Source organism: Pseudomonas sp. S2_C11, assembly GCF_054668395.1.
Genome location: NZ_CP162765.1, coordinates 3,751,527 through 3,777,391, shown reverse-complemented (window position 1 = coordinate 3,777,391; position 25,865 = coordinate 3,751,527). Strand labels below are relative to the sequence as shown.

Sequence of the window (25,865 nt, the reverse complement as noted above, 5' to 3'; positions counted from 1 at the left end):
GAGGTAAGTCGTCGGGCCCAGGGTCAAGCCATTATTGCGCCTTTTGTGCCTGCTGCGCTTTCCAGGCCTTGAACTCGGCCCACTCGGCGCGGCGTTCGGCGCGTTTCTTCTGGATTTCGTCGAACTGCTTCTGTTGCTCGGGTTTGAGCAGTGCGCGGACATCGGACTCGGCTTTCTTGTGGTTGGCCGCGATCTCGTCCTTCATGGCTTTCTGGTCGGCCGGCGAGAGTTTTTCCAGGTACTTGTCGACCACCTGCTTACGCTCGTGCATCTGCTCGCCCATGATCTTGCGAATCTGCTCGCGCTGTTCGCGGGTCAGGTCGAGCTGGCTGTACGGGCCTTTGCCGTGCATGCCGCCGTGCATCTGACCACCGTGGCGCGGGCCATCCAGCGGACCACCCAGCGGACCGCCATCCTGCGGCATGGCCATGGCCACGGTTGGCAGAGCGGCAGCGAACATCAGAGCGATAAGAGTCTTGCGCATGGTGTATCTCCTTGTCTCGTTCCCGGTACGTTCCGGATGAGTTCAGATTACGCAGATCAAGGTCAGCGGCGGTCAGCGCAGCGTAAAGCTTCGGTAAAGACGTTTCGTGCCCGGCCTTACACATATCCAGTGCAGGAGGTGCTGAAGGCTGCGATCTGATCGTTCCCACGCTCTGCGTAGGAATGCAGCCGAGGACGCTCTGCGTCCTGCAGCCTGAAGATCGCCGCCTTGGGCAGCTCGTACATGGAACAAGATGGTTTTACAGGCTGTAGTAGTAACCACGGCTACGCAGCGCGACGATGCGCGGGCGGCCGTCGGGGTGGGGGCCGATTTTTTTGCGCAGGTTGCTGACGTGCATGTCGAGGCTGCGGTCGTACAGCGTCAGCTTGCGGCCGAGGGCCAGTTGCGCCAGTTCCTGTTTGTCCAGCGGCTCGCCCGGCTGTTTGAGCAGGGCTTCGAGCAGGCGGCTTTCGGAGACGGTCAGGGTCAGTTCTTTTTCGTCGATGCTGACCACGCCGCGCACCGGGCTGAAACTCAGGTCGCCCAGCTCGAGCTGCGTCGAAACGGCTGCCGGGTGGCTGCGGCGCAACACGGCACGCAGGCGCGCGGTCAGTTCGCGGGGGTCGCAGGGTTTGGCTAGGTAATCGTCGGCGCCCAGTTCGAGGCCGAGGATGCGGTCCAGCGGTTCGCCACGCGCTGATAGCATCAGCACCGGGAGGTCGGCGTGGTCGTTGCGCAATTGCTTGAGCAGTTCCAGACCGCTGCCGTCGGGCAGCATCACGTCCAGCACTACCGCCGCCGGGGCGGTTTCGGCCAACGCCTTGCGGGCGCTCTGGCCGTCGTGGCAGGCGCGCACCTGGAAGCCTTCCTGGCTCAACCAGCTACTCAGGAGTTCGCACAACTCCTGGTCATCATCAATCAATAACAGCTCGCTCATGACTCACTCAATTTAGCCATTGCCGACGTTTTCGGCTTGCACCGCTGGCAAAGATACCGCAGAGCAGCGCCAATAGCGCTACCCCGGCGCCAGTGACGAACCACTGCTGTTGATCGGTCAGCAAACGCGGCAGCGGGCTGGCCTGGGCTTCCTTGAGTTGCAGCTTCAGACGCTGGTTCTCCTGGCGCAGCCGGGCGAGCTGGGCGCTTTCGCGAGTGTTGTCGGCATTTTGCAGTTGTTTGTTCAGTTCTTCGCGCTGCTGTTCACTGGCCTTCAGCCGCTGCTGCAGATCGGTGATCTGGCTGCCGGCGCTCAATGACAATGGCGTGGAGCTGCCGCCTTCGGTGGTTTCCTCACCATGGGCGGGGGCCATGATCGACAACGTGAGCAACATCAGACACAACGGACCCTTGCGCATCGCGACACCTGTTTCCAAATGGATATTGGGCAGGTTGTCGGCAGGCAAACGAGAATAATGAGCGATTGAGAGCGCGATGAACCGAGAAGGTTCATCGCGTGGCAGGACTTAAGGCAGGACTTGCTTGAACGGCTTGACGATCACATTGGCGTAAACGCCAGCGGCGATGTACGGGTCGGCATCGGCCCAGGCCTGAGCGGCGCTGAGGGAGTCGAACTCGGCGACGATCAGGCTGCCGGTGAACCCCGCTGCGCCCGGATCATTGCTGTCGACCGCCGGGTGCGGGCCGGCCAGCACGATGCGGCCTTCGCCCTTGAGCGCTTGCAGGCGTTCCAGATGCGCCGGGCGCGCGGACAGGCGAGCTTCGAGCGAGTTGGCAACGTCGGTGGCAATGATGGCGTAGAGCATGTCAGTCCTCGGTTTTTGGCGTTGTGGTATCGGTGTCATGCAGATGGCGCGACAGGTAAACGCCCTGTGCGACCAGGAACAGCACGGTCATGCCCAGGCTGCCGAACACCTTGAAGTCGACCCAGATGCTCTGAAAGGTGAAAGCGACGAACAGGTTGGCGGCGCCGCAGAACAGGAAGAACGCGATCCAGGCGATGTTCAGGCGGGTCCAGACCGGGTCCGGCAGGGTCAGCGCGTGACCCATGATGCGTTTGATCAGCAAGCGATCGCCGATGAAGTGGCTACCGATGAACGCCGCAGCGAACAGCCAGTTGACCACCGGCGCTTTCCATTTCAGGAAGGTTTCGCTGTGGAAGGCCAGCGTCAGGCTGCCGAATACCAGACAGGCGATCAGCGTCAGCCACTGGCTCTTTTCCAGCTTGCGCTGCTTGATGAACAGCGCGCCGTACACCACCAGGGAACTGATGATCAGCATCGCCGTGGCGCTGTAGATACCGCCTACGGTCACTTGCTGGCCGGCAATGTCGACGACCCGTGGATCAAGTTTGTAAACGATGAAGAACAGCAGAAGCGGGATGAAATCGATGAATTGTTTCACAGTGAGAGCCAGAAGCTGGATGTGGCGGCATAATAACAAACATATGGGCGCGCGATAGCGCCAGCTGATTTGAGGTTACAACTCCCCGTGAATGTTGATTTGCACTGCCACAGCACGGCCTCCGATGGCGCCCTGGCGCCTGCGGTTCTGGTTGCGCGTGCGTTCGAAAACGGCGTGCGAGTCCTGGCGTTGACCGACCACGACACTCTTGAGGGGCTCGCCGAGGCGCGTGCTGCCGCCACCGAGTTGGGCATGCAACTGGTCAACGGCGTCGAATTGTCCTGCACCTGGGGCGGGGCGACTATTCACGTGCTGGGTTACGGCTTCGACGTCAACGCTGCGCCGTTAGTGGAAGCGATCGCCAAATTGCACGATGGCCGCTGGCTGCGGTCGGAAGAAATAAGCCGCAAGCTCGCACTCAAGGGGATGCCCGGTGCCCTCGACGGCGCCCGGCAGATCCAGCAGGAACTGGGCGACAGCGGCAACGCGCCGGCCCGGCCGCATTTCGCCGACTGGATGGTGCGAGAAGGTTATGTAAAGGATCGCGCCGAGGCGTTCCGCAAATGGCTCGGCGCCGGCAAACTCGGCGACGTCAAACTGCACTGGCCGACGCTGGAAGACACTGTCGGCACCCTGCGCGCCGCCGGTGCCTGGGTCAGCCTGGCGCATCCATGGCACTACGATTTCACGCGTAGCAAGCGCCGAAAGCTGATTGCCGACTATATTCAAGCAGGCGGGCATGCTATCGAGGTGGTCAATGGCCATCAGCCCGCAGAACAGGTGGGCAGCCTGGCGATCCTTGCCCGTGAGTTCGGTCTGCTGGTCAGCGCCGGCAGTGACTTCCATGGCCCTGGCGGCTGGTCCGAGATCGGCCAGTACCGGCCGGTTCCCGAGGACCTTCCACCCCTGTGGTGTCGGTTCAAACATGACACAGATATTGCCGCCGTCTGAACAGGTAGAGAATGTGAGTCAATTTTTCCAGATACATCCGGAAAACCCGCAAGCGCGCCTGATCAAACAGGCGGTCGAGATCATCCGCAAAGGCGGGGTGGTGATTTATCCCACGGACTCGTCCTACGCCATTGGTTGCCAGATCGGCGACAAGACCGCCATCGAGCGTGTGCGACGTCTGCGTCAGCTCGATGAAAAGCACAACTTCGCGCTGATCTGCAGCGACCTGTCGCAACTGGGCAATTACGCCAAGATCGACACCGGCACCTTCCGCATTCTCAAGGCGCACCTGCCGGGGCCTTACACCTTTATTCTCAACGCCACCCGCGAAGTGCCGCGCCTGTTGCTGCATCCGAAAAAACGCACCATCGGCCTGCGCGTGCCAAGCCATCCGATCGCGCTGGCGCTGCTGGCCGAACTCGGCGAGCCGCTGATGAGCGTGACGCTGATCATGCCCGGCGATGAAGACCCACTTACCGATCCCTACGAAATGCGCCAGTTGCTCGAGCACCAGGTCGATCTGATCATCGACGGCGGCTTTGGCGGCATCAAGGCCTCGACGGTGATTGACCTGACTGGCGACGACCCGGAAGTGGTCCGCGTCGGTTGCGGCGATCCGACGCCGTTCATGGTCGAGGCCTGAATGTCCGCAGTGGAAACCGTGGTCGATCCCCAGGCCGGCGCCCAGCAGGAACTGCCGTTCGCGATGGTCTATGGTCAGGCGGTCATGGAAATGCCGCTGGACCTGTACATCCCGCCCGATGCGCTGGAAGTCTTTCTTGAAGCCTTCGAAGGCCCGCTCGACCTGCTGCTGTACCTGATCCGCAAACAGAACATCAATATCCTCGACATCCCAGTGGCGGAAATCACCCGCCAGTACATGGGCTATGTCGAGTTGATGCAATCGGTGCGCTTGGAACTGGCTGCCGAATATCTGGTGATGGCGGCGATGCTCGCCGAGATCAAGTCGCGCATGCTTCTGCCGCGCGCTGAAACCGTCGAAGATGAAGAAGACGATCCACGCGCCGAATTGATCCGCCGCTTGCAGGAATACGAGCGTTTCAAGGCTGCTGCCGAAGGTATCGATGGGTTGAGCCGGGTCGGCCGCGATGTGATCGTGCCCAAGCTCGACGCCCCGGAAGCGCGGGCGCGCAAGCTGTTGCCCGACGTCGCGCTGGAAGAGATTCTGATGTGCATGGCCGAGGTGCTGCGCCGTGGCGACATGTTCGAAAGCCACCAGGTCAGTCGCGAAGCGCTGTCCACCCGCGAACGCATGAGCGATGTGCTGGAACGGCTCAAGGGCGGCGGCTTCGTGCCGTTTGTCGAGCTGTTCACCGCTGAAGAAGGCCGCCTGGGTGTGGTGGTGACCTTCATGGCGATCCTTGAACTGGTCAAGGAATCCTTGGTCGAGCTGGTGCAGAATGAGCCGTTCGCCGCGATCCACGTGCGAGCCCGAGCCGAATAACGAGTCCCTGTATGAACCTGACTGAACCCCGCGAGCTGGCGTCCCTGCTTGAAGCCTTTCTGTTGGCCTCGGGAAAGCCGCAATCCCTTGAGCGCCTGTATGAACTGTTTGAAGAAGGCGAGCGGCCGGAGCCGGCGGTCTTCAAGAAAGCCCTGACCCTGCTCGGCAAGTCCTGCGAGGGCCGCGCCTTTGAACTCAAGGAAGTCTCGTCGGGCTATCGCTTGCAGATCCGCGAGAAGTTTTCACCGTGGGTCGGCCGTCTGTGGGAAGAACGCCCGCAGCGCTATTCCCGTGCGTTGCTGGAGACCATCGCGCTGATCGCCTATCGCCAGCCGATCACCCGTGGCGAGATCGAAGACGTGCGTGGCGTGGCGGTCAACAGCAACATCGTCAAGACCTTGCTCGAGCGTGAGTGGATCCGCGTCGTCGGCTATCGGGACGTGCCGGGCAAACCGGCTATGTTCGCCACGACCAAGGCGTTTCTCGACCACTTCAACCTGAAAAACCTCGAAGACCTGCCGCCGCTGGCCGAACTGCGCGAGATGGAAGCCGAACCGGTGCTCGACTTCGACGACGCGCCGGTGCCGCAGAGTCTGCAGGAACTGGCCGACGCCAGCGCCGAGCCGGAGGAGGAGAAGGAAGAAACCAGTTTCCATTCCCTGCTGCTGGAGCTGGACAGCATGGAAGAAGGCATCAAAACCGACTTTGACGACTTGCTGCGTGATGCGGTGGATGGCGAAGCGCCGGTGTCTGAGCCTGAGATCATCGCGCCGGTTGTTGAAGCTGAAGTTGAACTTGAAGCGGCGCCTGACGCCGAACCGGAAGAAGACATTCTCGGTGTCGCCGAGGCCCGCGAGAAACTCCTGGCCGCCGTTGCCGCCCTCGAACAGCCTGAACCGGAACTCAGCGAAGAAGAAGCCGAAGCCCGCGCACTGGCCGAGGCGATCGAAGCCGAACGGCGCGAGTTCGAAGACTGACGCCTATCGAGAAACCAGTGAAGACGCTGTGGGAGCGAGCCTGCTCGCGAAGGCGGTGTGTCAGATACATTAATGCTGAATGACAACGGGCCTTCGCGAGCAGGCTCGCTCCCACAGGGTGAAATGTCGTTCTGGAGATTGCGATGAGCTCAACCAAAGACCCCTGCATCAGCCTCTGCAAATTCTTCGACGACATCTGCCTGGGCTGTGGCCGCAGCAAGCGCGAGATCAAGGCCTGGAAGAAACTCGACAAGGACGACAAGCGCACCGTGCTGGCCGAAGCCGCGCTGCGCCTGATCAAACTCGGTGGTGCCGGTCGGCGGAAAAAGAAATAACCGGCAATCGATCAGCTAGTCTCTGATGCGCGACGGCGCACATCCGCGTATGATTCGCGACCCTTCGCCGATCCCTTCGGCCTGGACCCAGTTTTCAATACTTCAGGCGCCGCCTGAACAGACCACACCGGGAGGTGCCCAGATGAGTGACATCAATCAGAAAGACGACCAGGAAATCGGCCCAGCAGGCGAAAAGCTGCAGAAGGTCCTCGCCCGTATCGGCGTCGGCTCGCGCCGTGACGTGGAATCCTGGATCAGCCAGGGCCGGATCAAGGTCAATGGCAAAGACGCCACCCTCGGCCTGCGCGTCGACATGCACGACGCCATCACCATCGATGGCAAAGTGATCAAACGCGAAGAGGCCGCCGAGTCGGTGCGCCGCGTGATCATGTACAACAAGCCCGACGGCGAAATCTGCACCCGTGACGACCCGGAAGGCCGTCCGACCGTGTTCGACAAGCTGCCGCGTCCGAAAGAAGGCCGCTGGATCAACATCGGCCGTCTCGACATCAACACCACCGGTCTGCTGATGTTCACTACTGACGGTGAGCTGGCCAACCGTCTGATGCACCCGTCCTACGAGATGGACCGCGAGTACGCCGTGCGTGTACGCGGTGAAGTCGACGACGAGATGATCGAACGCCTGAAGGCCGGCGTGGTGCTGGAAGACGGCCCGGCGCGTTTCACCGACATTCAACAGGCGCCGGGCGGTGAGGGTTTCAACCACTGGTACCACTGCGTGGTCATGGAAGGGCGCAACCGTGAAGTGCGTCGTCTGTGGGAATCCCAAGGTCTGGTGGTCAGCCGTCTGAAGCGCGTGCGTTTCGGTCCGGTGTTCCTCAACTCCGACCTGCCGATGGGTCGCTGGCGCGAAATGAGCCAGTACGAAGTCGACGTCCTCAGCGCCGAAGTCGGCCTGACGCCGGTGGCAATGCCGCAGCTGAACGCCAAGAGCAAGGACAAGCTCGAACGCATGCAGCGCAAATCGTCGCGGCCGATGGCCAAGACCGAGCGCGTACGCACCCTGCGTCCAGCCGCCGGCGCACCGACCGCGCCGCGCCCGAGCCGTGAGCCGCAGATCGAAGGCGAGCGTCCAGGTCGCAAGCCAGTCGCCCGTGACGGCGAGCGCGCACCGCGTCCGGCCAATGGCCGTACTGAGCGTGGCGAAGGTCGTGCACCGGCCGGTCGCGGTACGCCAGTGGCGGATCGTCCAGCCGACACCACCAACAAGCGCCCGGCCAAACCGGCGCCGAAGCGTCCGGGGATCAAACTGGTCGATGGCGACAAACCGTCGGGCAAGCGTCGCGGCGCACCGGCTGGTTCCGGTCAGCGCCCGGGGTTCGGACGCAAGAAGCCTGAGTGAGGCAGCTGTGAGTTTCTAGCTGCAAGCTGCAAGTTGAAGCAAAAACGCCAACCTTAGGGTTGGCGTTTTTTTTCGTCTGGCGAAACTCATGTAGCGTCTGATTGGGCCTCTTCGCGAGCAGGCTCGCTCCCACATTGGAGTTGCGTCGAACATAAATCCCTGTGGGAGCGAGCCTGCTCGCGAAGGCGTCAGTCGCCTAAAACACAAATCGGCCATCGAAAACCGGCTTGTCATCCAGCGCCAACACCCCGCCCGAAAAGATCAGATCCAGGTGATGACTGCCCTTGGCGCCACCGCCCAATCCGAGATGCAGCCCACAATGCCGCTCCTCAAACCCGGCATTGCGCGCATACAGATCCTTCACGCCTTCGTTGGTGCCAATCCCCAACTCCTCAATCCGCCGGTTCGACGGGTTGGCATCCAGGTACTTGTTGAAATCCTGCTCCAGCCCCGGCACGTCGGTGGCGATGCGGCTGATGGTCGAGTTCTCGATCCACAGCTCCAGCGGCGATTCCAGCACGCCGTACTTGCGCGCGAAGGGGATGGTGCTGAGGAAGGTGCCCTTGAACTTCACATGGCCGTTGATAGCTTCGCTGTGGGTGGCGATTTCGCCGGGGGCGAGGTCAAAGTTGCCGACGCCGTTGATGTCGGTCCACTTCTTGATGCTGCTCATCGGCGTTTCGAACCATGAACCGTGGTCATCCTTGAAACTCAGCGTGGTCGCTTGGGACATGCGCTGGATCAAGTGACTGTTGAGTCCGGCGATGCGTTGCGGGGTGATGCTGAAGGTGTCGTAGAAATAGTCGCCGTAATCCTTGAACAGCAGCGACTTCTTCCAGTTTTCTGCCATCACCGCTTGCAGTGCGCGGACGAATTCCGGGCCGTCGGGGCGTGGGTTGGGCAGGGTGGAAGAGTCGTAGAAGAAAATGTACAGATCGCTGTCGGCAATTGCCTCGGACAGCGCTGCGGTACTTTCCAGGTCCAGACGCCGAGCGCTGAACTGGAAGCGCGGATGCTCGCCGGCCTGTTCGGCAATGGCGCCGGTCAGGGCTTCGTAATCGGCGGTGTGGCCCAGCATGACCTTCGCCGAGTCGAGGCCGGCGAGGGCAGGGTGATGTTCGAGGTAGTAAAGGAAATGCGAGATGGCGCGGGGCTTGTCCATGAATCCTCCCTGACTGACCGGGGAATGAAGCGGCAGGCACGACCGGCCGGACCGTGCCTGCCCGGGATGTCTTACAGAGGCCACATCGCCGTGCCGAACGGAACCACCGCGTCGGCTTGCATCATTTCCACAGCGGCCTCATGGGTTGGCGCTTCAAACCATTCGTCCAGTTGCAGTTCGGTATCCAAGTCTTTTTCCAGTGCTTGCATGGTCGATCTCCTAGAGAATTTCACGGTTTATGACTGACCGGTCGAGGTGGCCGGTGAGACGTGAAAAACCTAGTTGAGGCTTTTTCGTAATGCAAAATTTTATCCATTTAATTTTTAAATAGACTTTTTGTTCTGTTTTTCAGGATCGGTTTTCTTATTTGAAAACAAAAAACTAGGCAGGCGAAATTGATAGCAAGCTAGCTACCGTCAATATGCAGACGTCCTTCGGAAATTTCTGATTCGGAAAATATTCGTTACGCGTTGTAAACAAAACGTGACGAAAAGACCCCGCCGGAGCGGTGATTTCCCGCCTCCGCATCGGTTGTAAGGAAAAGCTTCCGTAAGCCGGGAGAACAGCTGCCGCGCAGGGCTCTGGCGCGCTTGTTTCCAGCCTTCAGGCAGGGTGTGATGCGCCCCATGCCTGTCGTGCAGGCGAATAACAAGAAGGAGGCGCAATGTACGCCGCGACTGATTTCCACTTCTCCCCGTGGGACGGTTTTCTCCTCGTCCCCGTAGATGGCCTGCAAAGGCCTGACTCACATTTTGCAGCCGCTCGAGACTGTCGAGGCGGACACATGCAATCCCGGCAACCGACACGCTGATCAGGCGGGTCTGGCAGCAGGGGGTTAGCGGTGTACAATGCGCCGCGTTTTAACTGTGACCCTCTGCGTAATCGCAAAAATCTCGAGGCTATCCGCCTTGTTCACTCCGCCGCGCCACAAGCGTGCCGGGTTCGATTTCGTCACAGATAAAAACAAACAGGTGACGCATGACCGTTGTAAATGAGCTGAACTCCTGGTGCCTGCGCTGGGGTTTGATCGGGGCTGCCTGAAATCGCAACCTTGCAGCAACGTCTACTGAACATCATCAAACCTTGCGTGAGACCTTTTTCATGAGTGGACAACCCTCGCAATCAGGCGAGCTAAAGCGCGGCCTGAAAAATCGCCATATTCAACTGATCGCCCTCGGTGGCGCGATCGGTACCGGATTGTTCCTCGGTTCTGCCGGGGTACTGAAATCCGCCGGCCCGTCGATGATCCTCGGCTACGCCATTTGCGGCTTCATCGCCTTCATGATCATGCGCCAGCTCGGCGAAATGATCGTCGAAGAGCCGGTGGCCGGTTCCTTCAGCCACTTCGCCCACAAATACTGGGGCGGTTTCGCCGGTTTCCTCTCGGGCTGGAACTGCTGGATTCTGTACATTCTGGTGGGCATGTCCGAGCTGACAGCGGTCGGCAAGTACATCCATTACTGGGCGCCGGACATCCCGACCTGGGTCTCCGCTGCTGCATTCTTCGTGCTGATCAACGCGATCAACCTGGCCAACGTCAAAGTCTTCGGTGAAGCCGAATTCTGGTTTGCGATCATCAAGGTTGTGGCCATCGTTGGCATGATCGCCCTGGGCAGCTACCTGCTGGTCAGCGGCCACGGCGGCCCGCAAGCCTCGGTCTCCAACCTGTGGTCCCACGGCGGTTTCTTCCCCAATGGGGTGAGCGGTCTGGTGATGGCCATGGCGATTATCATGTTCTCCTTCGGCGGTCTGGAAATGCTCGGCTTCACTGCTGCTGAAGCCGATAAACCCAAAACCGTGATTCCGAAAGCGATCAACCAGGTGATCTACCGCATCCTGATTTTCTACATCGGCGCGCTGGTAATCCTGCTGTCGCTGACCCCATGGGACAGTCTGCTGGAAACCCTCAACGCGTCCGGCGATTCGTACAGCGGCAGCCCGTTCGTGCAAGTGTTCTCGATGCTCGGCAGCAACACCGCCGCGCACATCCTCAACTTCGTCGTGCTGACCGCCGCGCTGTCGGTATACAACAGCGGCACCTACTGCAACAGCCGTATGCTGCTGGGCATGGCCGAGCAGGGTGATGCGCCGAAAGGTCTGGCGAAGATCGACAAGCGCGGTGTGCCGGTGCGTTCGATTCTGGCTTCGGCGGCAGTGACGCTGGTTGCCGTGTTGCTCAACTACCTGATCCCGCAGCACGCGCTGGAACTGCTGATGTCGCTGGTGGTTGCGACGCTGGTGATCAACTGGGCGATGATCAGCTACTCGCACTTCAAGTTCCGCCAGCACATGAACCAGACCAAGCAGACGCCGCTGTTCAAGGCGCTGTGGTACCCGTACGGCAACTTCGTCTGCCTGGCGTTCGTGGTGTTCATCCTCGGCGTGATGCTGCTGATCCCGGGGATTCAGATATCGGTATACGCGATTCCGGTGTGGGTGGTGTTCATGTGGGTCTGCTACCTGATCAAGAACAAGCGCAGTGCCCAGCAGGCGCTGCCAGTGATCGCCAAGTAACCGCTCAAGCAGAAACAGCAAGCCCGGCCAAGTGCCGGGTTTGTTTTTTTGAAATGGAAAAATCTGGCATCACACCGAACCCTGTGGGAGCGAGCCTGCTCGCGAAAGCGGTCCATCAGAAACATCTGCATCGACTGACACACCGCCTTCGCGAGCAGGCTCGCTCCCACAGAGGTTGAGTGAATCGGGTTATCCTGCACGCTCTGATTACGGACGCTTTTCCATGCTGGTGATTTCCAACAACGTGCATCTGCCGGATGCCGAGATCGAATTGACCGCCATCCGCGCGCAAGGCGCCGGTGGGCAGAATGTCAACAAGGTCTCCAGCGCCATGCACTTGCGCTTCGACATTCCCAACTCGTCGTTGCCGGAGTTCTACAAGGAACGCCTGCTGGCACTGCGTGACAGCCGTATCACCAGCGATGGCGTGCTGATCATCAAGGCGCAGCAATACCGAACCCAGGAAGCCAATCGAGCCGATGCGCTGGAGCGGCTGGTCGAGCTGATTCTCAGCGCCACCAAAGTGGAAAAGAAACGCCGCCCGACCAAGCCGACCCTTGGCTCGAAGAAGCGTCGGCTGGAGTCGAAAACCAAGCGCGGCAGTATCAAGGCCGGGCGCGGCAAGGTGGACTTCTAAACCTCGCGATACTTCGCCGTGTGCTTGTACAGATAGACACTCAAGCCAAGGCCGCTCAACGCTGCAAATGCGGCGAACAGGAAGATCGAAGCAAAACCGAATCCTGCTGCGATCGCCCCGGCCAGCGGCCCGGTGATCCCCAGCGACAAATCAATGAACAGTGAATAGGCACCGACCGCCGCGCCACGGCTCGAGGCCGGCACCAGATTCACCGCCTCCACGCCCAGCGCCGGGAACACCAGCGAGAAGCCGAAACCGCTCAGCGCCGCGCCCGCCAGTGCCCAATGCGCATCCGGCGCGATCCACAGCAACAACAAACCCAACGTTTCCACCGACAGGCAGGCAATCGCCACGCGGAATCCGCCGAGGCGGTTGATCAGGTTGCCGAACAGCAGCCGCGCGCCGATGAAGCTGGCGCCGAACAGGCTCAGGCACAGCACCGCGTTGTCCCAGTGCTGGGTCGCGTAGTACAGGGTGATGAAAGTGGCGATGGTGCCGAAGCCGATCGAACCCAGCGCGAGCCCGCAGCCGTGGGGGAAGACTTTGCCCAGCACATGCATGAACGGCAGGCGTTCACCGGCGACGATCGGTGCGGCGGTCTTCGGCCATGCCAGCGCCAGACCGAGCAGGGCGAGAAGGATGATGCTCACGCCCATGCTCCACAGCCCCAACCTGCTTACCAGCCATACACCGAACGGCGCGCCGATCGCCAGGGCGCCGTAACTGGCGATGCCGTTCCAGGAAATCACTTTCGCCGTATTCGCCGCGCCGACCCGTCCGATACCCCAGCCAATCGAACCGGAACCGACCAGGCTTTCCGCACTGCCCAGCACCAGACGGCCAATTAAGAGGCTGATCAGACTGAGCAGCGGCAGGTTCGGTGTCCACGCGGAAATCAGCATGAACACACCGCTCAAGCCGCAACCAGCGAGGCCAATCATCACTGCGCGTTTACTGCCCTGGTTGTCGATGATCTTGCCGGCATACGGGCGGCTGAGCAGGGTGGCAAGGTATTGCACGCTGATCACCAGCCCGGCGATCACGGCGCCGAAACCAAGGTCACTGTGGACATAGCCCGGCAACACGGCGAGCGGGATGCCGATGTTCAGGTAACCGATGAAGGTGAAGAGGACGATGGAGACTACTTGCAGCGTAACCGCCAGCGGACGCTGGGGCTCGGATATAGACGACATGGGTAACGATCCACGGGAGCAGCAGATTAGATAGGCTGCTCATGATACCGGCGTGAACCGTTCAGGGGCGGGGAAAAGTAAAACTATTTGCCGGGCGGCGCTTTCACGATTTCGCCGGGGCGACCAGTTGCGTGGTGACGAGGGCGGCGAGGGCGTTTTCTTCGCTGCCGAAACGTTCGAGCAGGGCAGCTTGCTTCTCGGGCGAGAGGCGATTCCAGATCTCGATCATCTTCTCGGTGGCGCCGATCAGCACGGCAGCTTGGCTTTCGGAGAATTCGTCGGTCATGGCGGGCTCGGGTTTCAGGCAGTGTGGAAAGCGCATGTTAGCGCTTTCCACACGGTCTGTACGGCGGGTCTTACTCTTCGCTGTCGGCCTTGCGGCTGTCAGCGGCTTCTTGCGGCTCGGGCTTTTCGGCGCCGGCGTGTTGCGGGGTCGTCTGCTCAGGTACGTGCAGGCTTGGGAAGGGGAGATTGGGAATCTCGTGCATGGGTGCGCTCCTCGCTAAGTCTGTTGATAGATCAGGTGCTCCGCGCTTTACAAAGCCTGCGCAGGATACAGCAGGAAAAATGACAATCAGACTTTTAATTCAAATTAATGCGACAGATGGCCGCAGGGAGGGGAGGCGACCACAAAAACCAAATGTGGGAGTGGGCTTTCGTGGCGAGGGGATTTATCCCCGATGGGCTGCGAAGCGGCCCCAGACCCTGCATTTGATCGTTCCCACGCTCCGCGTGGGAATGCAGCCGGGGACGCTCTGCGTCCCAAAGCGGACGCAGAGCGTCCGAAGAGGCATTCCCACGCAGAGCGTGGGAACGATCAGTCGGGCGGGGGGGATTATTTACAGGCGTCGGCGATGGCGTCCGCGAGTAATGCGAGGCGGGTGGCGTCGATGCCGGCGACGTTCGCGCGGCCGGAGCTGACCATGTACACGCTGTGCCGCTCGCGCAGGGTTTTCACCTGTTCCGGCGACAGGCCGGTGTAGGAGAACATCCCGCGTTGCACACCGATGTGCGCGAAGCGCTCGCGCAAACCGTGGGGTTCCAGCGCTTCGACCAGACCGCTGCGCAGCTGGGCGATCCGCAGACGCATCGCTTCCACTTCATCGGCCCAGCGCGCTTTCAGCTCTGGATCGGCGAGGATGGTCGCGACCACCGCCGCGCCGTGATCCGGCGGCGTCGACCACAGATTGCGGGCGATGTTGGCCAGTTGGCTGCGGATGTCGATGAGCTTGTCGGCGCTGGTCGCGCAGACGATCAGTGCCCCGGTGCGGTCGCGATACAGTCCGAAGTTCTTCGAGCAGGAACTGGTGATCAGCAGCTCCGGCACTTGCGCCGCGAACAACCGGGTCGACCACGCGTCCTGCTCCAGGCCATCACCAAAACCCTGATAAGCAAAGTCGATCAGCGGCAGCAGATCGCGGCTGCGCACCACTTCAAGCACGCGCTTCCAGTCGTCATGGCTCAGATCGAAACCGGTCGGGTTGTGGCAGCACGCATGCAGCAGCACCACGTCGCCCTTCGGCACTTCCTTGAGCACGGCGAGCATTGCTTCGACGTCGAGGCGATTGTCATTGCCCACATAGGGGTAGTGGCTGACCTTGACCTTGGCGGCGGCGAAAATGGTTTCGTGGATCGGCCAGGTCGGGTTGCTCAACCACACGCCTTTGCCCGGCAGGCATTGCGCGATGAAGTCGGCAGCCAGACGCAGGGCGCCGGTGCCGCCCGGGGTCTGGGTGGCGCCGGCGCGTTGTTCGGTGATCAGTTGTGAGTCGGCGCCGAGCACCAGTTCATTGATGACCTTGCCGAACAGCGGGTTGCCGTGACCACCGATGTAAGTCTTGGTGTCCTGACTTTCGACCAGTCGCGCTTCGGCGATTTTCACCGCTTCGGGAATCGGCGTCAGGCCCTGGGCATCCTTGTAGACGCCAACGCCAAGGTCGAACTTGCGCGGATTGGCATCCTGCGCATAGGCCTCCATCAAACCGAGAATCGGGTCGCCGGGGACCCGGCCGATGGCGTCGAAGTGCATTACTTGCGTCCTTCTGCGGTCTTCGCTACTTCGTCAGTGCGCGCAGCCATGATGAAGTCGTTGCGGTGCAGGCCTTTGATCGAGTGGCTCCACCAGGTCACGGTGACTTTGCCCCACTCGGTCAGCAGGCCCGGGTGGTGACCTTCGGCCTCGGAGATCTCGCCGACGGCGTTGGTGAACGCCAGCGCGTGCTTGAAGTTCTTGAACAGGAAAACTTTTTCCAGCTGCATGATGCCGTCGCGTACTTCGATGTTCCAGTCAGGGATCTGCTTGATCAGTATCGGCAGTTCTTCGTCGCTGACTTGTGGCGCATCGGCGCGGCAGGCTTCGCAGTGGGCTTGGTTCAAAGTCGACATGGTGGATTCCTGAAAACGAGTGTGTTTTTTATTAAAGCGCGTGTGCCGTCAATGCCGTCACGCTAAAGCAAAGTGGCGGCGACGGACAGACGCAATTGTCAGCAAAAGTCGCGGTTCAGGCGGCTTTGGGTTTCGGCGGAAATTTCGGCGCGTGCAAGCCCAGCCGCATGCCCTGACGGACCATGGCCATGATGTCTTCATGGGCCACATCGAACAGGCGCTTGAGATTGGGCAGGACGAAGTACAGTGGTTGCAGGATGTCGATGCGATACGGCGTGCGCATGGCTTCCAGCGGATCGAAGAGCTGATGTTCGGGCTCGTCCGACAGGCAGTAAACGGTTTCTTTCGGCGAAGACAGAATCCCGCCGCCGTAGATGCGCTTGCCGTGCGGGGTGTCGACCAGGCCGAATTCGATGGTCATCCAGTACAACCGGGCCAGATACACGCGCTCTTCCTTGGTCGCCTGCAGGCCGAGCTTGCCATAGGTGTGGGTGAATTCAGCGAAGTAGGGGTTGGTCAGTAGCGGGCAGTGGCCGAAGATCTCGTGAAAGATGTCCGGCTCTTGCAGATAGTCGAGTTCTTCGCGGGTACGTATGAAGGTGGCGACGGGGAATTGCTTGCTGGCAAGCAACTCGAAAAACGTCTGGAAAGGAATCAGCGCCGGCACCCGGGCAACCTGCCAGCCGGTGGTCTCGCCGAGGACTTTGTTGATCTCGGCCAGTTGCGGGATGCGGTCGTGGGGCAGACCGAGTTTTTCGATACCGTCCAGATATTCCTGGCACGCACGACCTTCAATCACCTTCAACTGGCGAGTGATCAGCGTGTTCCACACCGCATGTTCTTCGGCGGGGTAGTCGATAAAACCTTGCGCATCGGGCTCGCGAGCCACGTATTGCGTCTGCTTCATGCTGCTCTCCTGCTAGGAAATTCGTTTTTGTTATGTCCAGCGATGGCTAAAGGAATACCCGAGAGTGACAGGGCGTGCAGCATGTTGACCGGTGTGTGCGTAGGAAAATTCTGCGTATTTCGTAAAGTTATCGTTACGCTTTGTCGGGTAATGCGCATTTACGGTGATTGGCGGGTTTGAAAAGGGTCGGGGCTGTCACATAATCTTGACAACTATCTGCGTGCCTCGACAGAAACATCTGCCCCGGGCGCGCCACAGAACCCTGTGGGAGCGAGCCTGCTCGCGAAAGCGGTCTGTCTGACACATCGATACTGGATGTGCTGGCGCCTTCGCGAGCAGGCTCGCTCCCACAAGGACATGTGTTTACCTTTCAAACCTGTCGGGCCTTTTTCTATGCGCATCAAAGTCCACTGCCAGAACCGCATCGGCATCCTGCGTGACATCCTCAATCTGCTGGTGGCGTACGGGATCAACGTCGCTCGCGGCGAGGTGGGTGGTGAGCATGGCAATGCGATCTACCTGCACTGCCCGAACCTGATCAACATCCAGTTCCAGGCGTTGCGCCCCAAGTTCGAGGCAATCGGCGGGGTGTTCGGGGTCAAGCGCGTCGGGCTGATGCCCAGCGAACGCCGGCACATGGAATTGAACGCACTGCTCGGCGCGCTGGAATTTCCGGTGCTGTCGATCGACATGGGCGGTTCGATCGTTGCGGCCAACCGCGCGGCGGCGCAGTTGCTCGGGGTGCGCGTCGATGAGGTGCCGGGGATTCCGCTGTCGCGCTACGCCGAGGATTTCGATTTGCCGGAATTGGTGCGCGCCAACAAATCGCGAATCAACGGCATGCGGGTCAAGGTCAAGGGCGACATCTTTCTCGCTGACATCGCGCCGCTGCAATCGGAACACGACGACAGCGAGGCCATGGCCGGCGCCGTATTGACTCTGCATCGCGCCGACCGTGTCGGCGAGCGAATCTACAATGTGCGCAAGCAGGAACTGCGCGGGTTCGACAGCATCTTTCAAAGCTCGAAAGTCATGGCCGCTGTGGTCCGCGAAGCGCGGCGCATGGCGCCGCTGGATGCGCCGCTATTAATAGAAGGCGAAACTGGCACTGGCAAGGAATTGCTGGCGCGCGCCTGCCACCTCGCCAGCCCGCGCGGACAGTCACCGTTGATGGCGCTCAACTGCGCCGGACTGCCGGAGTCGATGGCCGAGACCGAGTTGTTCGGCTACGGCCCCGGCGCCTTCGAAGGCGCTCGCGCTGAGGGCAAGCTTGGCCTGCTCGAATTGACCGCTGGCGGCACGCTGTTTCTCGATGGCGTCGGCGAGATGAGCCCGCGTTTGCAGGTCAAATTGCTGCGCTTTCTTCAGGACGGTTGCTTCCGTCGCGTCGGCAGTGATGAAGAGGTGTATCTGGACGTGCGGGTGATCTGCGCGACGCAGGTGGACTTGTCCGAATTGTGCGCGCGCGGTGAGTTTCGTCAGGATCTCTATCACCGCTTGAACGTGCTGTCGCTGCACATCCCGCCGCTGCGCGAGTGCCTCGACGGTCTGACGCCGCTGGTTGAACACTTTCTCGACCAGGCCAGTCGGCAGATCGGTTGTCCGCTGCCGAAACTGGCCCCGGCGGCGATGGATCGCCTCAGCCATTACCACTGGCCGGGCAATGTGCGGCAACTGGAGAACGTGCTGTTCCAGGCGGTTTCCCTGTGCGACGGCGGCACGGTCAAGGCCGAACATATTCGCCTGCCGGATTACGGCGTGCGTCAGCCGCTTGGCGATTTTTCCCTCGACGGCAGTCTGGACGAGATCGTCGGGCGTTTCGAAAAAGCGGTGCTGGAACGCTTGTATTCCGAGCATCCAAGCAGTCGGCAGTTGGGCAAGCGGCTCGGTGTTTCGCACACCACCATTGCCAACAAGCTGCGTGAGTATGAGGTTGGCAAAACCTCCGAAAGCTAAATAGAGCCTTTGTGGCGAGGGGATTTATCCCCGATGGGCGGCGAAGCCGCCCCGCTTTTTCTTCCCGGCGACCTCATTTGCAGGCTTGGCGACTGCTGCGCAGCCGAACGGGGATAAATCCCCTCGCCACAGGATCTCCATCCCCCGCCGAACTCAGGATTGCCACTAACCGGCATGACACCGCCGGTTTTTCGTCTTCGACCCATTTCAGATTCCCCCTCCGATCCCCCCAAGTCCCCTGTTTACCGGGCCTTCGCCCGCCAATAAAAAGTTGGTCTGCAAATTGCTTATGGCTGAGCAGTACAGCGGTGGGCGGCAAACGTCCGGCATGCAGAGGAAACACTGTGGACAAGTACCTTTATGTGGCAATGACCGGCGCCAGCCAGAACGCACTGGCGCAGCGGGCGCATGCCAACAACCTGGCGAACATTTCCACCAACGGCTTTCAGCGCGACCTCGAGCAGGCGCGTTCGATGCCGGTATTCGGCGACAGCTTTCCGGCGCGCGCGTTTGCCATGAGCGAACGTCCCGCCACCGACTTCACGCCGGGCTCACTGGTGCAGACCGGACGTGAACTCGACGTCGCGGTATCCGGCAACGGTTTCATCGCCGTGCAAAACCCCAGCGGCGGCGAAAGCTACGTGCGTACCGGCAGCCTCAACATCGACGCCCTCGGCGTACTGCGCGCCGGCAACGGCATGCCGGTGATCGGTAACGGCGGCCCGATCGCCGTGCCGCCCGAGCAGCAGGTGGAAGTCGGCGAAGACGGCACCATCAGCATTCGCGCAATGGGCGAAGGTCCGCGCGTCATGGCCGAAGTCGACCGGATCAAGCTGGTCAACCCGGACATCAAGAACATGAACAAAGGTCTCGACGGTTCGATTTACACCAAGGACGGCCAGCCGGCGCAAGCCGACGCCAACGTCAAACTGGTCTCGGGTTTCCTTGAGTCGAGCAACGTCAATGCCGTGGAAGAAATGACTTCGGTGCTGGCCCTGGCCAAGCAGTTCGAGTTGCACGTCAAGATGATGAACACCGCCAAAGACGACGACCAGGCCATGGCTCGGGTCTTGCAGATCAGCTAATTATCAGAACGTCGCGCCGTAAAACAGGCGCACGAGGAGAATCGAATGCTTCCGGCTCTATGGGTTGCCAAAACCGGTCTGTCCGCCCAGGACACCAACCTGACCACCATTTCCAACAACCTGGCGAACGTTTCGACCACGGGTTTCAAACGTGACCGTGCCGAGTTCCAGGACTTGCTCTATCAGATCAAGCGTCAGCCAGGCGCCCAGTCGACCCAGGACAGCGAACTGCCGTCGGGTCTGCAAGTGGGTACCGGTGTGCGCATTGTCGGCACCCAGAAAAACTTCACCGCCGGCAGCCTGCAAACCACCGAGCAGCCGCTGGACATGGCCATCGACGGTCGCGGTTTCTTCCAGATCCTGCAGCCGGACGGCACCACGTCCTACACCCGTGACGGTACTTTCCACCTCGACTCCAATGGCCAGATCGTCAACGCCAGCGGTTTCGCCCTGGAACCGGCGATCATCATCCCGAACGATGCGCAGACCTTCACTGTTGGCCGTGACGGCACCGTGTCGATCACCATCGCCGGCAACCCGGCCTCGCAAGTGATCGGCAACCTGCAGACCGCCGACTTCATCAACCCGGCCGGTCTGCAAGCAGTGGGCAACAACCTGTTCCTGGAAACCGCTGCTTCCGGCGCGCCACAGATCGGCACCCCGGGCCTGAACGGTTTCGGTACCACGCTGCAGAACACTTTGGAAACCTCGAACGTCAGCACCGTTGAAGAGATGGTCAACATGATCACCACTCAACGCGCCTACGAGATGAACTCCAAGGTGATCTCCACCGCCGACCAGATGCTCTCGTTCGTAACGCAGAATCTGTAATCCAGTCTTTGGGGTGGCCTGAGGTCGCCAGCAACACCGTGAGGTAGGGTCATGAAGCGCTTTGTATCTGTTCTGGCATTGAGTGGGGTCGTCTCGCTCGCGGGCTGCGTCGCCCCGACGCCCAAGCCCAATGACCCTTACTACGCCCCGGTGTTGCCGCGCACACCGTTGCCGGCGGCTGCCAATAACGGCTCGATCTATCAGGCCGGCTTCGAGCAGAACCTGTACAGCGACCGCAAGGCGTTCCGGGTCGGTGACATCATCACCATCACCCTGAACGAGCGCACCCAGGCGAGCAAGAACGCCAACTCGCAGATGGACAAGAACAGCGATAACTCGATCGGTCTGACCTCGTTGTTCGGCTCCAGCCTGACCACCAACAACCCAATTGGTGGCGGTGACCTGAGCCTGAACGCTGGCTACAGCGCCGACCGTTCGACCAAGGGCGACGCCAAGTCCGGGCAGAGCAACAGCCTGACCGGTTCGATCACCGTGACCGTGGCCGACGTGCTGCCCAACGGCATCATCGCCGTGCGTGGCGAGAAGTGGCTGACGCTCAACACCGGTGACGAACTGGTGCGCATCGCCGGTATGGTCCGCGCCGATGACATCGCGACCGACAACACCGTGTCGTCGACCCGTGTCGCCGATGCGCGCATCACCTACTCGGGTACCGGCGCGTTTGCCGATACGAGTCAGCCAGGCTGGTTCGACCGTTTCTTCCTCAGCCCGCTGTTCCCTTTCTAGGTGGCGACTTTGAATTTCAAGAGCCTTATGGTGGCCGCGTTGTTGATGTCTGCGGCGTTCACCGCACACGCCGAGCGGCTGAAAGACATCGCCAGCATTTCCGGCGTGCGCTCCAACCAATTGATCGGTTACGGCCTGGTGGTCGGGCTTAACGGCACCGGTGACCAGACGACTCAGACTCCGTTCACCCTGCAGACCTTCAACAACATGCTCTCGCAGTTCGGCATCAAGGTACCGCCGGGATCGGGCAACGTGCAGTTGAAGAACGTCGCGGCGGTATCGGTGAGCGCCGATCTGCCAGCGTTTGCCAAGCCAGGTCAGCAGGTCGACATCACCGTGTCTTCGATCGGTAACTCCAAGAGCCTGCGCGGCGGCACCTTGCTGTTGACGCCGCTCAAGGGTATCGACGGCAACGTCTATGCGATCGCTCAGGGCAATCTCGTGGTTGGCGGTTTCGACGCTGAAGGCCGCGATGGTTCGAAGATCACCGTCAACGTTCCGTCGGCTGGTCGCATCCCTGGCGGTGCGTCGGTGGAACGTGCGGTGCCGAGCGGTTTCAACCAGGGCAACAGCCTGACGCTGAACCTCAACCGCTCCGACTTCACCACCGCCAAGCGCATCGTCGACAAGGTCAACGACATGCTCGGCCCTGGCGTCGCCCAAGCCATCGACGGCGGATCGGTGCGGGTCACTGCGCCACTGGATCCGAGCCAGCGCGTCGACTACCTGTCGATCCTGGAAAACCTCGAAATCGATCCTGGGCAGGCGGTGGCAAAAGTCATCATCAACTCGCGTACCGGCACCATCGTCATCGGCCAGAACGTGAAAGTGTCGCCAGCCGCCGTGACCCACGGCAGCCTGACCGTGACCATCACCGAAGACCCGATCGTCAGCCAGCCTGGCCCGCTGTCCAACGGCCAGACCGCCGTCGTACCGCGCTCGCGAGTGAATGCCGAACAGGAAGCCAAACCGATGTTCAAGTTCGGCCCGGGCACCACCCTCGACGAGATCGTCCGTGCGGTGAACCAGGTCGGCGCAGCACCGGGTGACCTGATGGCGATTCTCGAAGCTCTGAAGCAGGCCGGCGCATTGCAAGCCGACCTGATCGTGATCTGAGGCCAGCCACCATGGATATGCGCAAAAGCGGTCTGGTCAGCAGCAGCGATTCGGGGTCCTACTCCGACCTCAATCGTCTGAACCAGCTCAAGGTCGGCGACAAGAACAGCGACGAAAACATGCGCAAGGTTGCGCAGGAATTCGAGTCGCTGTTCCTCGGCGAAATGCTCAAGTCGATGCGCTCGGCCACCGAAGCGCTTGGTCAGGACAACCCGCTGAACACGCCGGCGGCCAAGCAGTATCAGGAAATGTACGACCAGCAGCTGGCGGTTTCGATGTCCCGCGAGGGCGGTGGTATCGGCCTGGCCGACGTGCTGATCCGCCAGATGTCCAAGAACAAGCCGATGGCGCTGGGCGAGGCTGCCGCCGCGTCCGCCGCCAAGCAGCAGGAAGCGCTGGCCAAGGCCGCCGCCGTGCCGACGCCGATTGCCGCTGGCACCGTCGCCACCGGTCCGCTGTCCCGCGTCAACGGCGAGCGTCCGTTGTGGGCATCGCGCTCGGTGCATGCTCCGAACAACACCGATATTTCCCATCGCAACGACATGGCGCTGATCAACCAGCGGCGTCTGGCATTGCCGCCGAAACTGGCCGATCGCTTGCTCGCCGGTCTGGTGCCGTCGGCGCCGAGCGTGGCCACTGCAGCAGCAGCGACCAACGCCTTGCCACAACGGGCTGCGACCACCGCCGTCACAGGCTCAGGCGCCTTGTACAACGGTGACTGGCTGGCCCGTGCTGAAGAGCAGAAAGCCGCTGGCGGGCAGATGCAGGTCTACGGCCGCGCCATGGCGCAGATTCCGCTGGCACCGGCGAAGAAAGCCTTCAGTTCTGCCGACGAATTCGTCAATACCATGCTGCCGATGGCCAAGGAAGCCGCCGACCGCATCGGCGTCGATCCGCGTTATCTGGTGGCGCAAGCGGCACTGGAAACCGGCTGGGGCAAATCGGTCATGCGCGCTCAGGATGGCAGCAGCAGCCACAACCTGTTCGGCATCAAGGCGAGCAGCAACTGGAAGGGCGATTCGGCCCGCGCGATCACCAGCGAGTTCCGCAATGGCGCGATGGTCAAGGAGACGGCCGAGTTCCGTTCCTACGCCTCGTACAAGGACAGCTTCCACGATCTGGTGACGTTGCTGCAGAGCAACAATCGCTATCAAGAAGTGCTGAAGTCGGCCGATAACCCAGAACAGTTTGTACGCGAGTTGCAGAAGGCCGGTTACGCCACCGACCCGAACTACGCGACGAAGATTTCGCAAATTGCCAAGCAGATGAACAGTTTTGAAAACTACGCTGCGGCGGGTGTCTCCACCACGCCTTTATAAGGCACCAGGTAATAAGGTCTGAACCATGAGTTTGCTCAATATCGGGATGTCGGGACTGTCGGCCAGCCAGTCCTCTCTGGCTACGACAGGCAACAACATTGCCAACGTCGACACCGCCGGTTATTCACGTCAGCAAACCGTGCAGGGCACCAAGTCCTCGCAGCAGTACGGCAGCGTTTTCATCGGCACGGGCACAACCCTGGCCGACGTGCGCCGGGTGTACAACTCGTACCTGGAATCGCAGCTGCACACCGCGACTTCGCTGGACAGCGAATCGGCAGCTTTCCTCAAGCAGGCGACGCCGCTGGACGCGATGCTGTCGGACACCAACACTGGCCTGACCGGTGTACTGCAGAAATTCTTCACCTCGATGCAGGGCGTATCGACGTCGGCCACCGATGACACTTCGCGTCAGTCGGTGCTGACCGGTGCACAGGCGCTGACCAGCCGTTTCAATACCCTGGCCAAGCAGCTCAACGATCAGAACACCACGATCAACGGCAGCCTCGGCGACATGACTGCCCAGGTGAACAAGCTCGCCACGGCGATCGCCAATCTCAATCAGAAGATCGGCGAAATCTCCACCAGTGGCGGGGCGCCGAACGACCTGCTCGACAGCCGTAACGAAGCCGTGCGTCAGCTCTCCGAGCTGACCGGTGCCCAGGTCGTCGAGCGCGGCACCAGCTTCGACATTTATGTCGGCAGCGGCCAGCCGCTGGTCATCGGCAACACCACCAACAGCCTGAGCATGGTCGCGAGCAAGACCGACCCGTCGCGCATGTCGATCCAGATGGATCGCGGTTCGAGCACCATCGACATCACTTCGGTGATCAGCGGCGGCGAAATCGGCGGTCTGCTGACCTATCGCAAGGAAGTCCTCGACCCATCGCTCAACGAGCTCGGTCGCGTGGCCCTGGTGATTGCCGATCAGATCAACAGCCAGCAAGCCCAGGGCATCGACAAGAACGGCGACTTCGGCGCGGCGATTTTCAACAACATCAACAGTGCCGCCCTGATCAGTCAGCGCAGCATTGCGAAGGATGGCAACAGCGCCGGTTCGGGCAACCTCGATGTGACCATCAAGGACACCGGCAAGCTGACCACCAGCGATTATCAGGTGACTTTCACCAGCGCTACCGATTACACCGTCAAGCGTTCCGACGGCACCGATCTGGGCGCGTTCAGCACCACGACCAATCCGCCGCCAGTGATCGACGGCTTCACCCTGGCCTTGAACGGCGGCGCGCTGAGCGCGGGTGACTCGTTCAAGATCACGCCGACCCGCAACGCGGCGGCGAGCATTCAGACGGTCCTGACCGATCCGAAGAAAATCGCTGCGGCAGGTCCGCTGACCGGCGTCGCCAGCGCCAACGGTCTGGGCACGTACACCCAGCCGACGCTCAGCGACAAGATCGACATCTACAACCCGACCGCCCAGGCTGACATGCAGGCGGCGTTGAAGAATTCGACACCGGTCAAATTGGTGTTCGGCGCAGCCAGCGGTGGCAGCCAGTCGTACAACCTGGTCGACGCCAAGGGCGCGACCATCGGCACCGGCACCATCGTGCCTGGCCAATCGAACACGCTGAATTTGAAAGTCGGCATCGTCGATGCCAGCGGCAACCCGGTGATGGACACTACCGTCACGCCGAACGTGCAGAAGACCTTCACCGTACAAACCACCGTGGGCGGCACGCCGAAATCCGGCGAGACCTTCACCATGAACCTGACCGGCGCGGCGTCTTCGGACAACCGCAACGCCCAGGCACTGGTCGCATTGCAAACCAAACAGACCGTGGACACCGGTTCGGCGAGCAAGGGCATCAGCCTGACCGACGCCTACAACACCCTGGTGACCAACGTCGGTACCAAGACCGCCCAAGGCAAGTCCGACAGCGCCGCAACCACGGCGATTCTGGAGAACGCCAAGGGTGCCCGCGATTCGTTGTCCGGGGTCAACCTGGACGAAGAAACCGGCAACCTGGTCAAGTACCAGCAGTACTACACAGCGTCTTCGCAGATCATCAAAGCTGCGCAGGAAACTTTCGCCACGCTGATCAACAGCCTTTAAGGAGTC

General features: G+C 60.9%; 28 protein-coding genes. 15 read left to right on the top strand and 13 right to left on the bottom strand.

Annotated elements, in window-relative coordinates; all coding sequences use genetic code 11:
• Positions 1–31: 31 nt before the first annotated feature.
• From AB4N48_RS17090 to AB4N48_RS17070, 5 genes are all read right to left on the bottom strand, one after another.
• On the bottom strand, positions 32–484 hold the full coding sequence (locus AB4N48_RS17090) for a Spy/CpxP family protein refolding chaperone (protein ID WP_042607494.1): 453 nt from the start codon (positions 482–484) through the stop codon (positions 32–34).
• A 259-nt stretch (positions 485–743) separates the two neighbouring features.
• The gene (locus AB4N48_RS17085) at positions 744–1,421 is read right to left on the bottom strand and encodes a response regulator transcription factor (RefSeq protein WP_016771129.1); all 678 of its coding nucleotides are present in this window, start codon (positions 1,419–1,421) and stop codon (positions 744–746) included.
• Between the two features lie 7 nt (positions 1,422–1,428).
• Complete coding sequence (locus AB4N48_RS17080) at positions 1,429–1,839, bottom strand: translation initiation factor 2 (protein ID WP_460094023.1); 411 nt, start codon at positions 1,837–1,839, stop codon at positions 1,429–1,431.
• 108 nt (positions 1,840–1,947) lie between these two features.
• Entirely contained in the window at positions 1,948–2,247 is a 300-nt protein-coding gene (locus AB4N48_RS17075) for a YciI family protein (RefSeq protein ID WP_016771127.1), read from the bottom strand.
• A gap of 1 nt (position 2,248) precedes the next feature.
• A complete protein-coding gene (locus tag AB4N48_RS17070; protein ID WP_024012071.1) occupies positions 2,249–2,845 on the bottom strand; it encodes a septation protein A in 597 nt (198 codons plus the stop codon).
• Between the two features lie 87 nt (positions 2,846–2,932).
• Between AB4N48_RS17070 and AB4N48_RS17065 the strand changes: the two genes are divergently transcribed.
• The 6 genes from AB4N48_RS17065 (at position 2,933) to rluB (ending at position 7,936) form a co-directional block, all read left to right on the top strand.
• Positions 2,933–3,796, top strand: a complete 864-nt coding sequence (locus tag AB4N48_RS17065) for a PHP domain-containing protein (protein ID WP_252868989.1) — start codon at positions 2,933–2,935, stop codon at positions 3,794–3,796.
• A 13-nt stretch (positions 3,797–3,809) separates the two neighbouring features.
• Positions 3,810–4,439: an L-threonylcarbamoyladenylate synthase gene (locus AB4N48_RS17060; protein ID WP_041478985.1), complete on the top strand. Its 630-nt coding sequence runs from the start codon at positions 3,810–3,812 to the stop codon at positions 4,437–4,439.
• A gap of 123 nt (positions 4,440–4,562) precedes the next feature.
• Positions 4,563–5,261 carry a segregation and condensation protein A gene (locus AB4N48_RS17055; RefSeq protein WP_172828192.1) on the top strand — a complete coding sequence of 233 codons (699 nt, stop codon included), beginning with the start codon at positions 4,563–4,565 and terminating at the stop codon, positions 5,259–5,261.
• Between the two features lie 11 nt (positions 5,262–5,272).
• Entirely contained in the window at positions 5,273–6,238 is a 966-nt protein-coding gene (gene scpB / locus AB4N48_RS17050; RefSeq protein ID WP_056783735.1) for an SMC-Scp complex subunit ScpB, read from the top strand.
• A gap of 143 nt (positions 6,239–6,381) precedes the next feature.
• Positions 6,382–6,573, top strand: a complete 192-nt coding sequence (locus AB4N48_RS17045; protein WP_460094020.1) for a DUF1289 domain-containing protein — start codon at positions 6,382–6,384, stop codon at positions 6,571–6,573.
• 142 nt (positions 6,574–6,715) lie between these two features.
• Positions 6,716–7,936: a 23S rRNA pseudouridine(2605) synthase RluB gene (gene rluB, locus AB4N48_RS17040; RefSeq protein WP_024012076.1), complete on the top strand. Its 1,221-nt coding sequence runs from the start codon at positions 6,716–6,718 to the stop codon at positions 7,934–7,936.
• A gap of 196 nt (positions 7,937–8,132) precedes the next feature.
• Here the strand turns inward: rluB and AB4N48_RS17035 are convergent, their stop codons facing one another.
• Both AB4N48_RS17035 and AB4N48_RS17030 read right to left on the bottom strand, forming a co-directional pair.
• Positions 8,133–9,098: a M29 family metallopeptidase gene (locus AB4N48_RS17035; RefSeq protein WP_150636622.1), complete on the bottom strand. Its 966-nt coding sequence runs from the start codon at positions 9,096–9,098 to the stop codon at positions 8,133–8,135.
• A gap of 71 nt (positions 9,099–9,169) precedes the next feature.
• The gene (locus AB4N48_RS17030) at positions 9,170–9,307 is read right to left on the bottom strand and encodes a hypothetical protein (protein ID WP_003222780.1); all 138 of its coding nucleotides are present in this window, start codon (positions 9,305–9,307) and stop codon (positions 9,170–9,172) included.
• A gap of 892 nt (positions 9,308–10,199) precedes the next feature.
• Between AB4N48_RS17030 and AB4N48_RS17025 the strand changes: the two genes are divergently transcribed.
• Positions 10,200–11,612, top strand: coding sequence for an amino acid permease (locus AB4N48_RS17025; RefSeq protein WP_056783743.1), 1,413 nt, complete (start codon positions 10,200–10,202; stop codon positions 11,610–11,612).
• Between the two features lie 223 nt (positions 11,613–11,835).
• Positions 11,836–12,249: an alternative ribosome rescue aminoacyl-tRNA hydrolase ArfB gene (arfB, locus tag AB4N48_RS17020; protein ID WP_016771119.1), complete on the top strand. Its 414-nt coding sequence runs from the start codon at positions 11,836–11,838 to the stop codon at positions 12,247–12,249.
• Here the strand turns inward: arfB and AB4N48_RS17015 are convergent.
• The 6 genes from AB4N48_RS17015 to phhA all read right to left on the bottom strand — a co-directional run bounded on the left by AB4N48_RS17015 (position 12,246) and on the right by phhA (position 16,734).
• Positions 12,246–13,433 (bottom strand): MFS transporter, encoded by a 1,188-nt coding sequence (locus AB4N48_RS17015; RefSeq protein ID WP_041479047.1) that lies wholly within the window; start codon positions 13,431–13,433, stop codon positions 12,246–12,248. The genes arfB and AB4N48_RS17015 overlap by 4 nt on opposite strands.
• A 112-nt stretch (positions 13,434–13,545) precedes the next feature.
• Entirely contained in the window at positions 13,546–13,728 is a 183-nt protein-coding gene (locus AB4N48_RS17010; protein ID WP_039761215.1) for a hypothetical protein, read from the bottom strand.
• Between the two features lie 70 nt (positions 13,729–13,798).
• On the bottom strand, positions 13,799–13,930 hold the full coding sequence (locus AB4N48_RS17005; RefSeq protein ID WP_016771117.1) for a hypothetical protein: 132 nt from the start codon (positions 13,928–13,930) through the stop codon (positions 13,799–13,801).
• A 347-nt stretch (positions 13,931–14,277) separates the two neighbouring features.
• Positions 14,278–15,471 (bottom strand): amino acid aminotransferase, encoded by a 1,194-nt coding sequence (locus AB4N48_RS17000; protein WP_252877682.1) that lies wholly within the window; start codon positions 15,469–15,471, stop codon positions 14,278–14,280.
• Positions 15,471–15,827: a 4a-hydroxytetrahydrobiopterin dehydratase gene (locus AB4N48_RS16995; RefSeq protein ID WP_016771115.1), complete on the bottom strand. Its 357-nt coding sequence runs from the start codon at positions 15,825–15,827 to the stop codon at positions 15,471–15,473. The genes AB4N48_RS17000 and AB4N48_RS16995 overlap by 1 nt, the downstream gene beginning before the upstream one ends.
• A 115-nt stretch (positions 15,828–15,942) precedes the next feature.
• The gene (phhA, locus tag AB4N48_RS16990; RefSeq protein ID WP_252883369.1) at positions 15,943–16,734 is read right to left on the bottom strand and encodes a phenylalanine 4-monooxygenase; all 792 of its coding nucleotides are present in this window, start codon (positions 16,732–16,734) and stop codon (positions 15,943–15,945) included.
• Positions 16,735–17,127: 393 nt separating this feature from the next.
• Here phhA and AB4N48_RS16985 point away from each other — a divergent pair, with 393 nt between their 5' ends.
• The 7 genes from AB4N48_RS16985 to flgK all read left to right on the top strand — a co-directional run bounded on the left by AB4N48_RS16985 (position 17,128) and on the right by flgK (position 25,859).
• On the top strand, positions 17,128–18,690 hold the full coding sequence (locus tag AB4N48_RS16985; protein WP_016771113.1) for a sigma-54-dependent phenylalanine hydroxylase transcriptional regulator PhhR: 1,563 nt from the start codon (positions 17,128–17,130) through the stop codon (positions 18,688–18,690).
• Between the two features lie 344 nt (positions 18,691–19,034).
• Positions 19,035–19,775 carry a flagellar basal body rod protein FlgF gene (locus AB4N48_RS16980; protein WP_016771112.1) on the top strand — a complete coding sequence of 247 codons (741 nt, stop codon included), beginning with the start codon at positions 19,035–19,037 and terminating at the stop codon, positions 19,773–19,775.
• 45 nt (positions 19,776–19,820) lie between these two features.
• Positions 19,821–20,606, top strand: coding sequence for a flagellar basal-body rod protein FlgG (flgG, locus tag AB4N48_RS16975; RefSeq protein ID WP_016771111.1), 786 nt, complete (start codon positions 19,821–19,823; stop codon positions 20,604–20,606).
• A gap of 51 nt (positions 20,607–20,657) precedes the next feature.
• Positions 20,658–21,353 (top strand): flagellar basal body L-ring protein FlgH, encoded by a 696-nt coding sequence (flgH, locus tag AB4N48_RS16970; RefSeq protein ID WP_016771110.1) that lies wholly within the window; start codon positions 20,658–20,660, stop codon positions 21,351–21,353.
• A 27-nt stretch (positions 21,354–21,380) separates the two neighbouring features.
• Entirely contained in the window at positions 21,381–22,469 is a 1,089-nt protein-coding gene (locus tag AB4N48_RS16965) for a flagellar basal body P-ring protein FlgI (protein WP_024012083.1), read from the top strand.
• 11 nt (positions 22,470–22,480) lie between these two features.
• The gene (gene flgJ / locus AB4N48_RS16960; RefSeq protein WP_460094014.1) at positions 22,481–23,788 is read left to right on the top strand and encodes a flagellar assembly peptidoglycan hydrolase FlgJ; all 1,308 of its coding nucleotides are present in this window, start codon (positions 22,481–22,483) and stop codon (positions 23,786–23,788) included.
• A gap of 25 nt (positions 23,789–23,813) precedes the next feature.
• Positions 23,814–25,859 carry a flagellar hook-associated protein FlgK gene (flgK, locus tag AB4N48_RS16955; RefSeq protein WP_073472814.1) on the top strand — a complete coding sequence of 682 codons (2,046 nt, stop codon included), beginning with the start codon at positions 23,814–23,816 and terminating at the stop codon, positions 25,857–25,859.
• Positions 25,860–25,865: the final 6 nt, after the last annotated feature.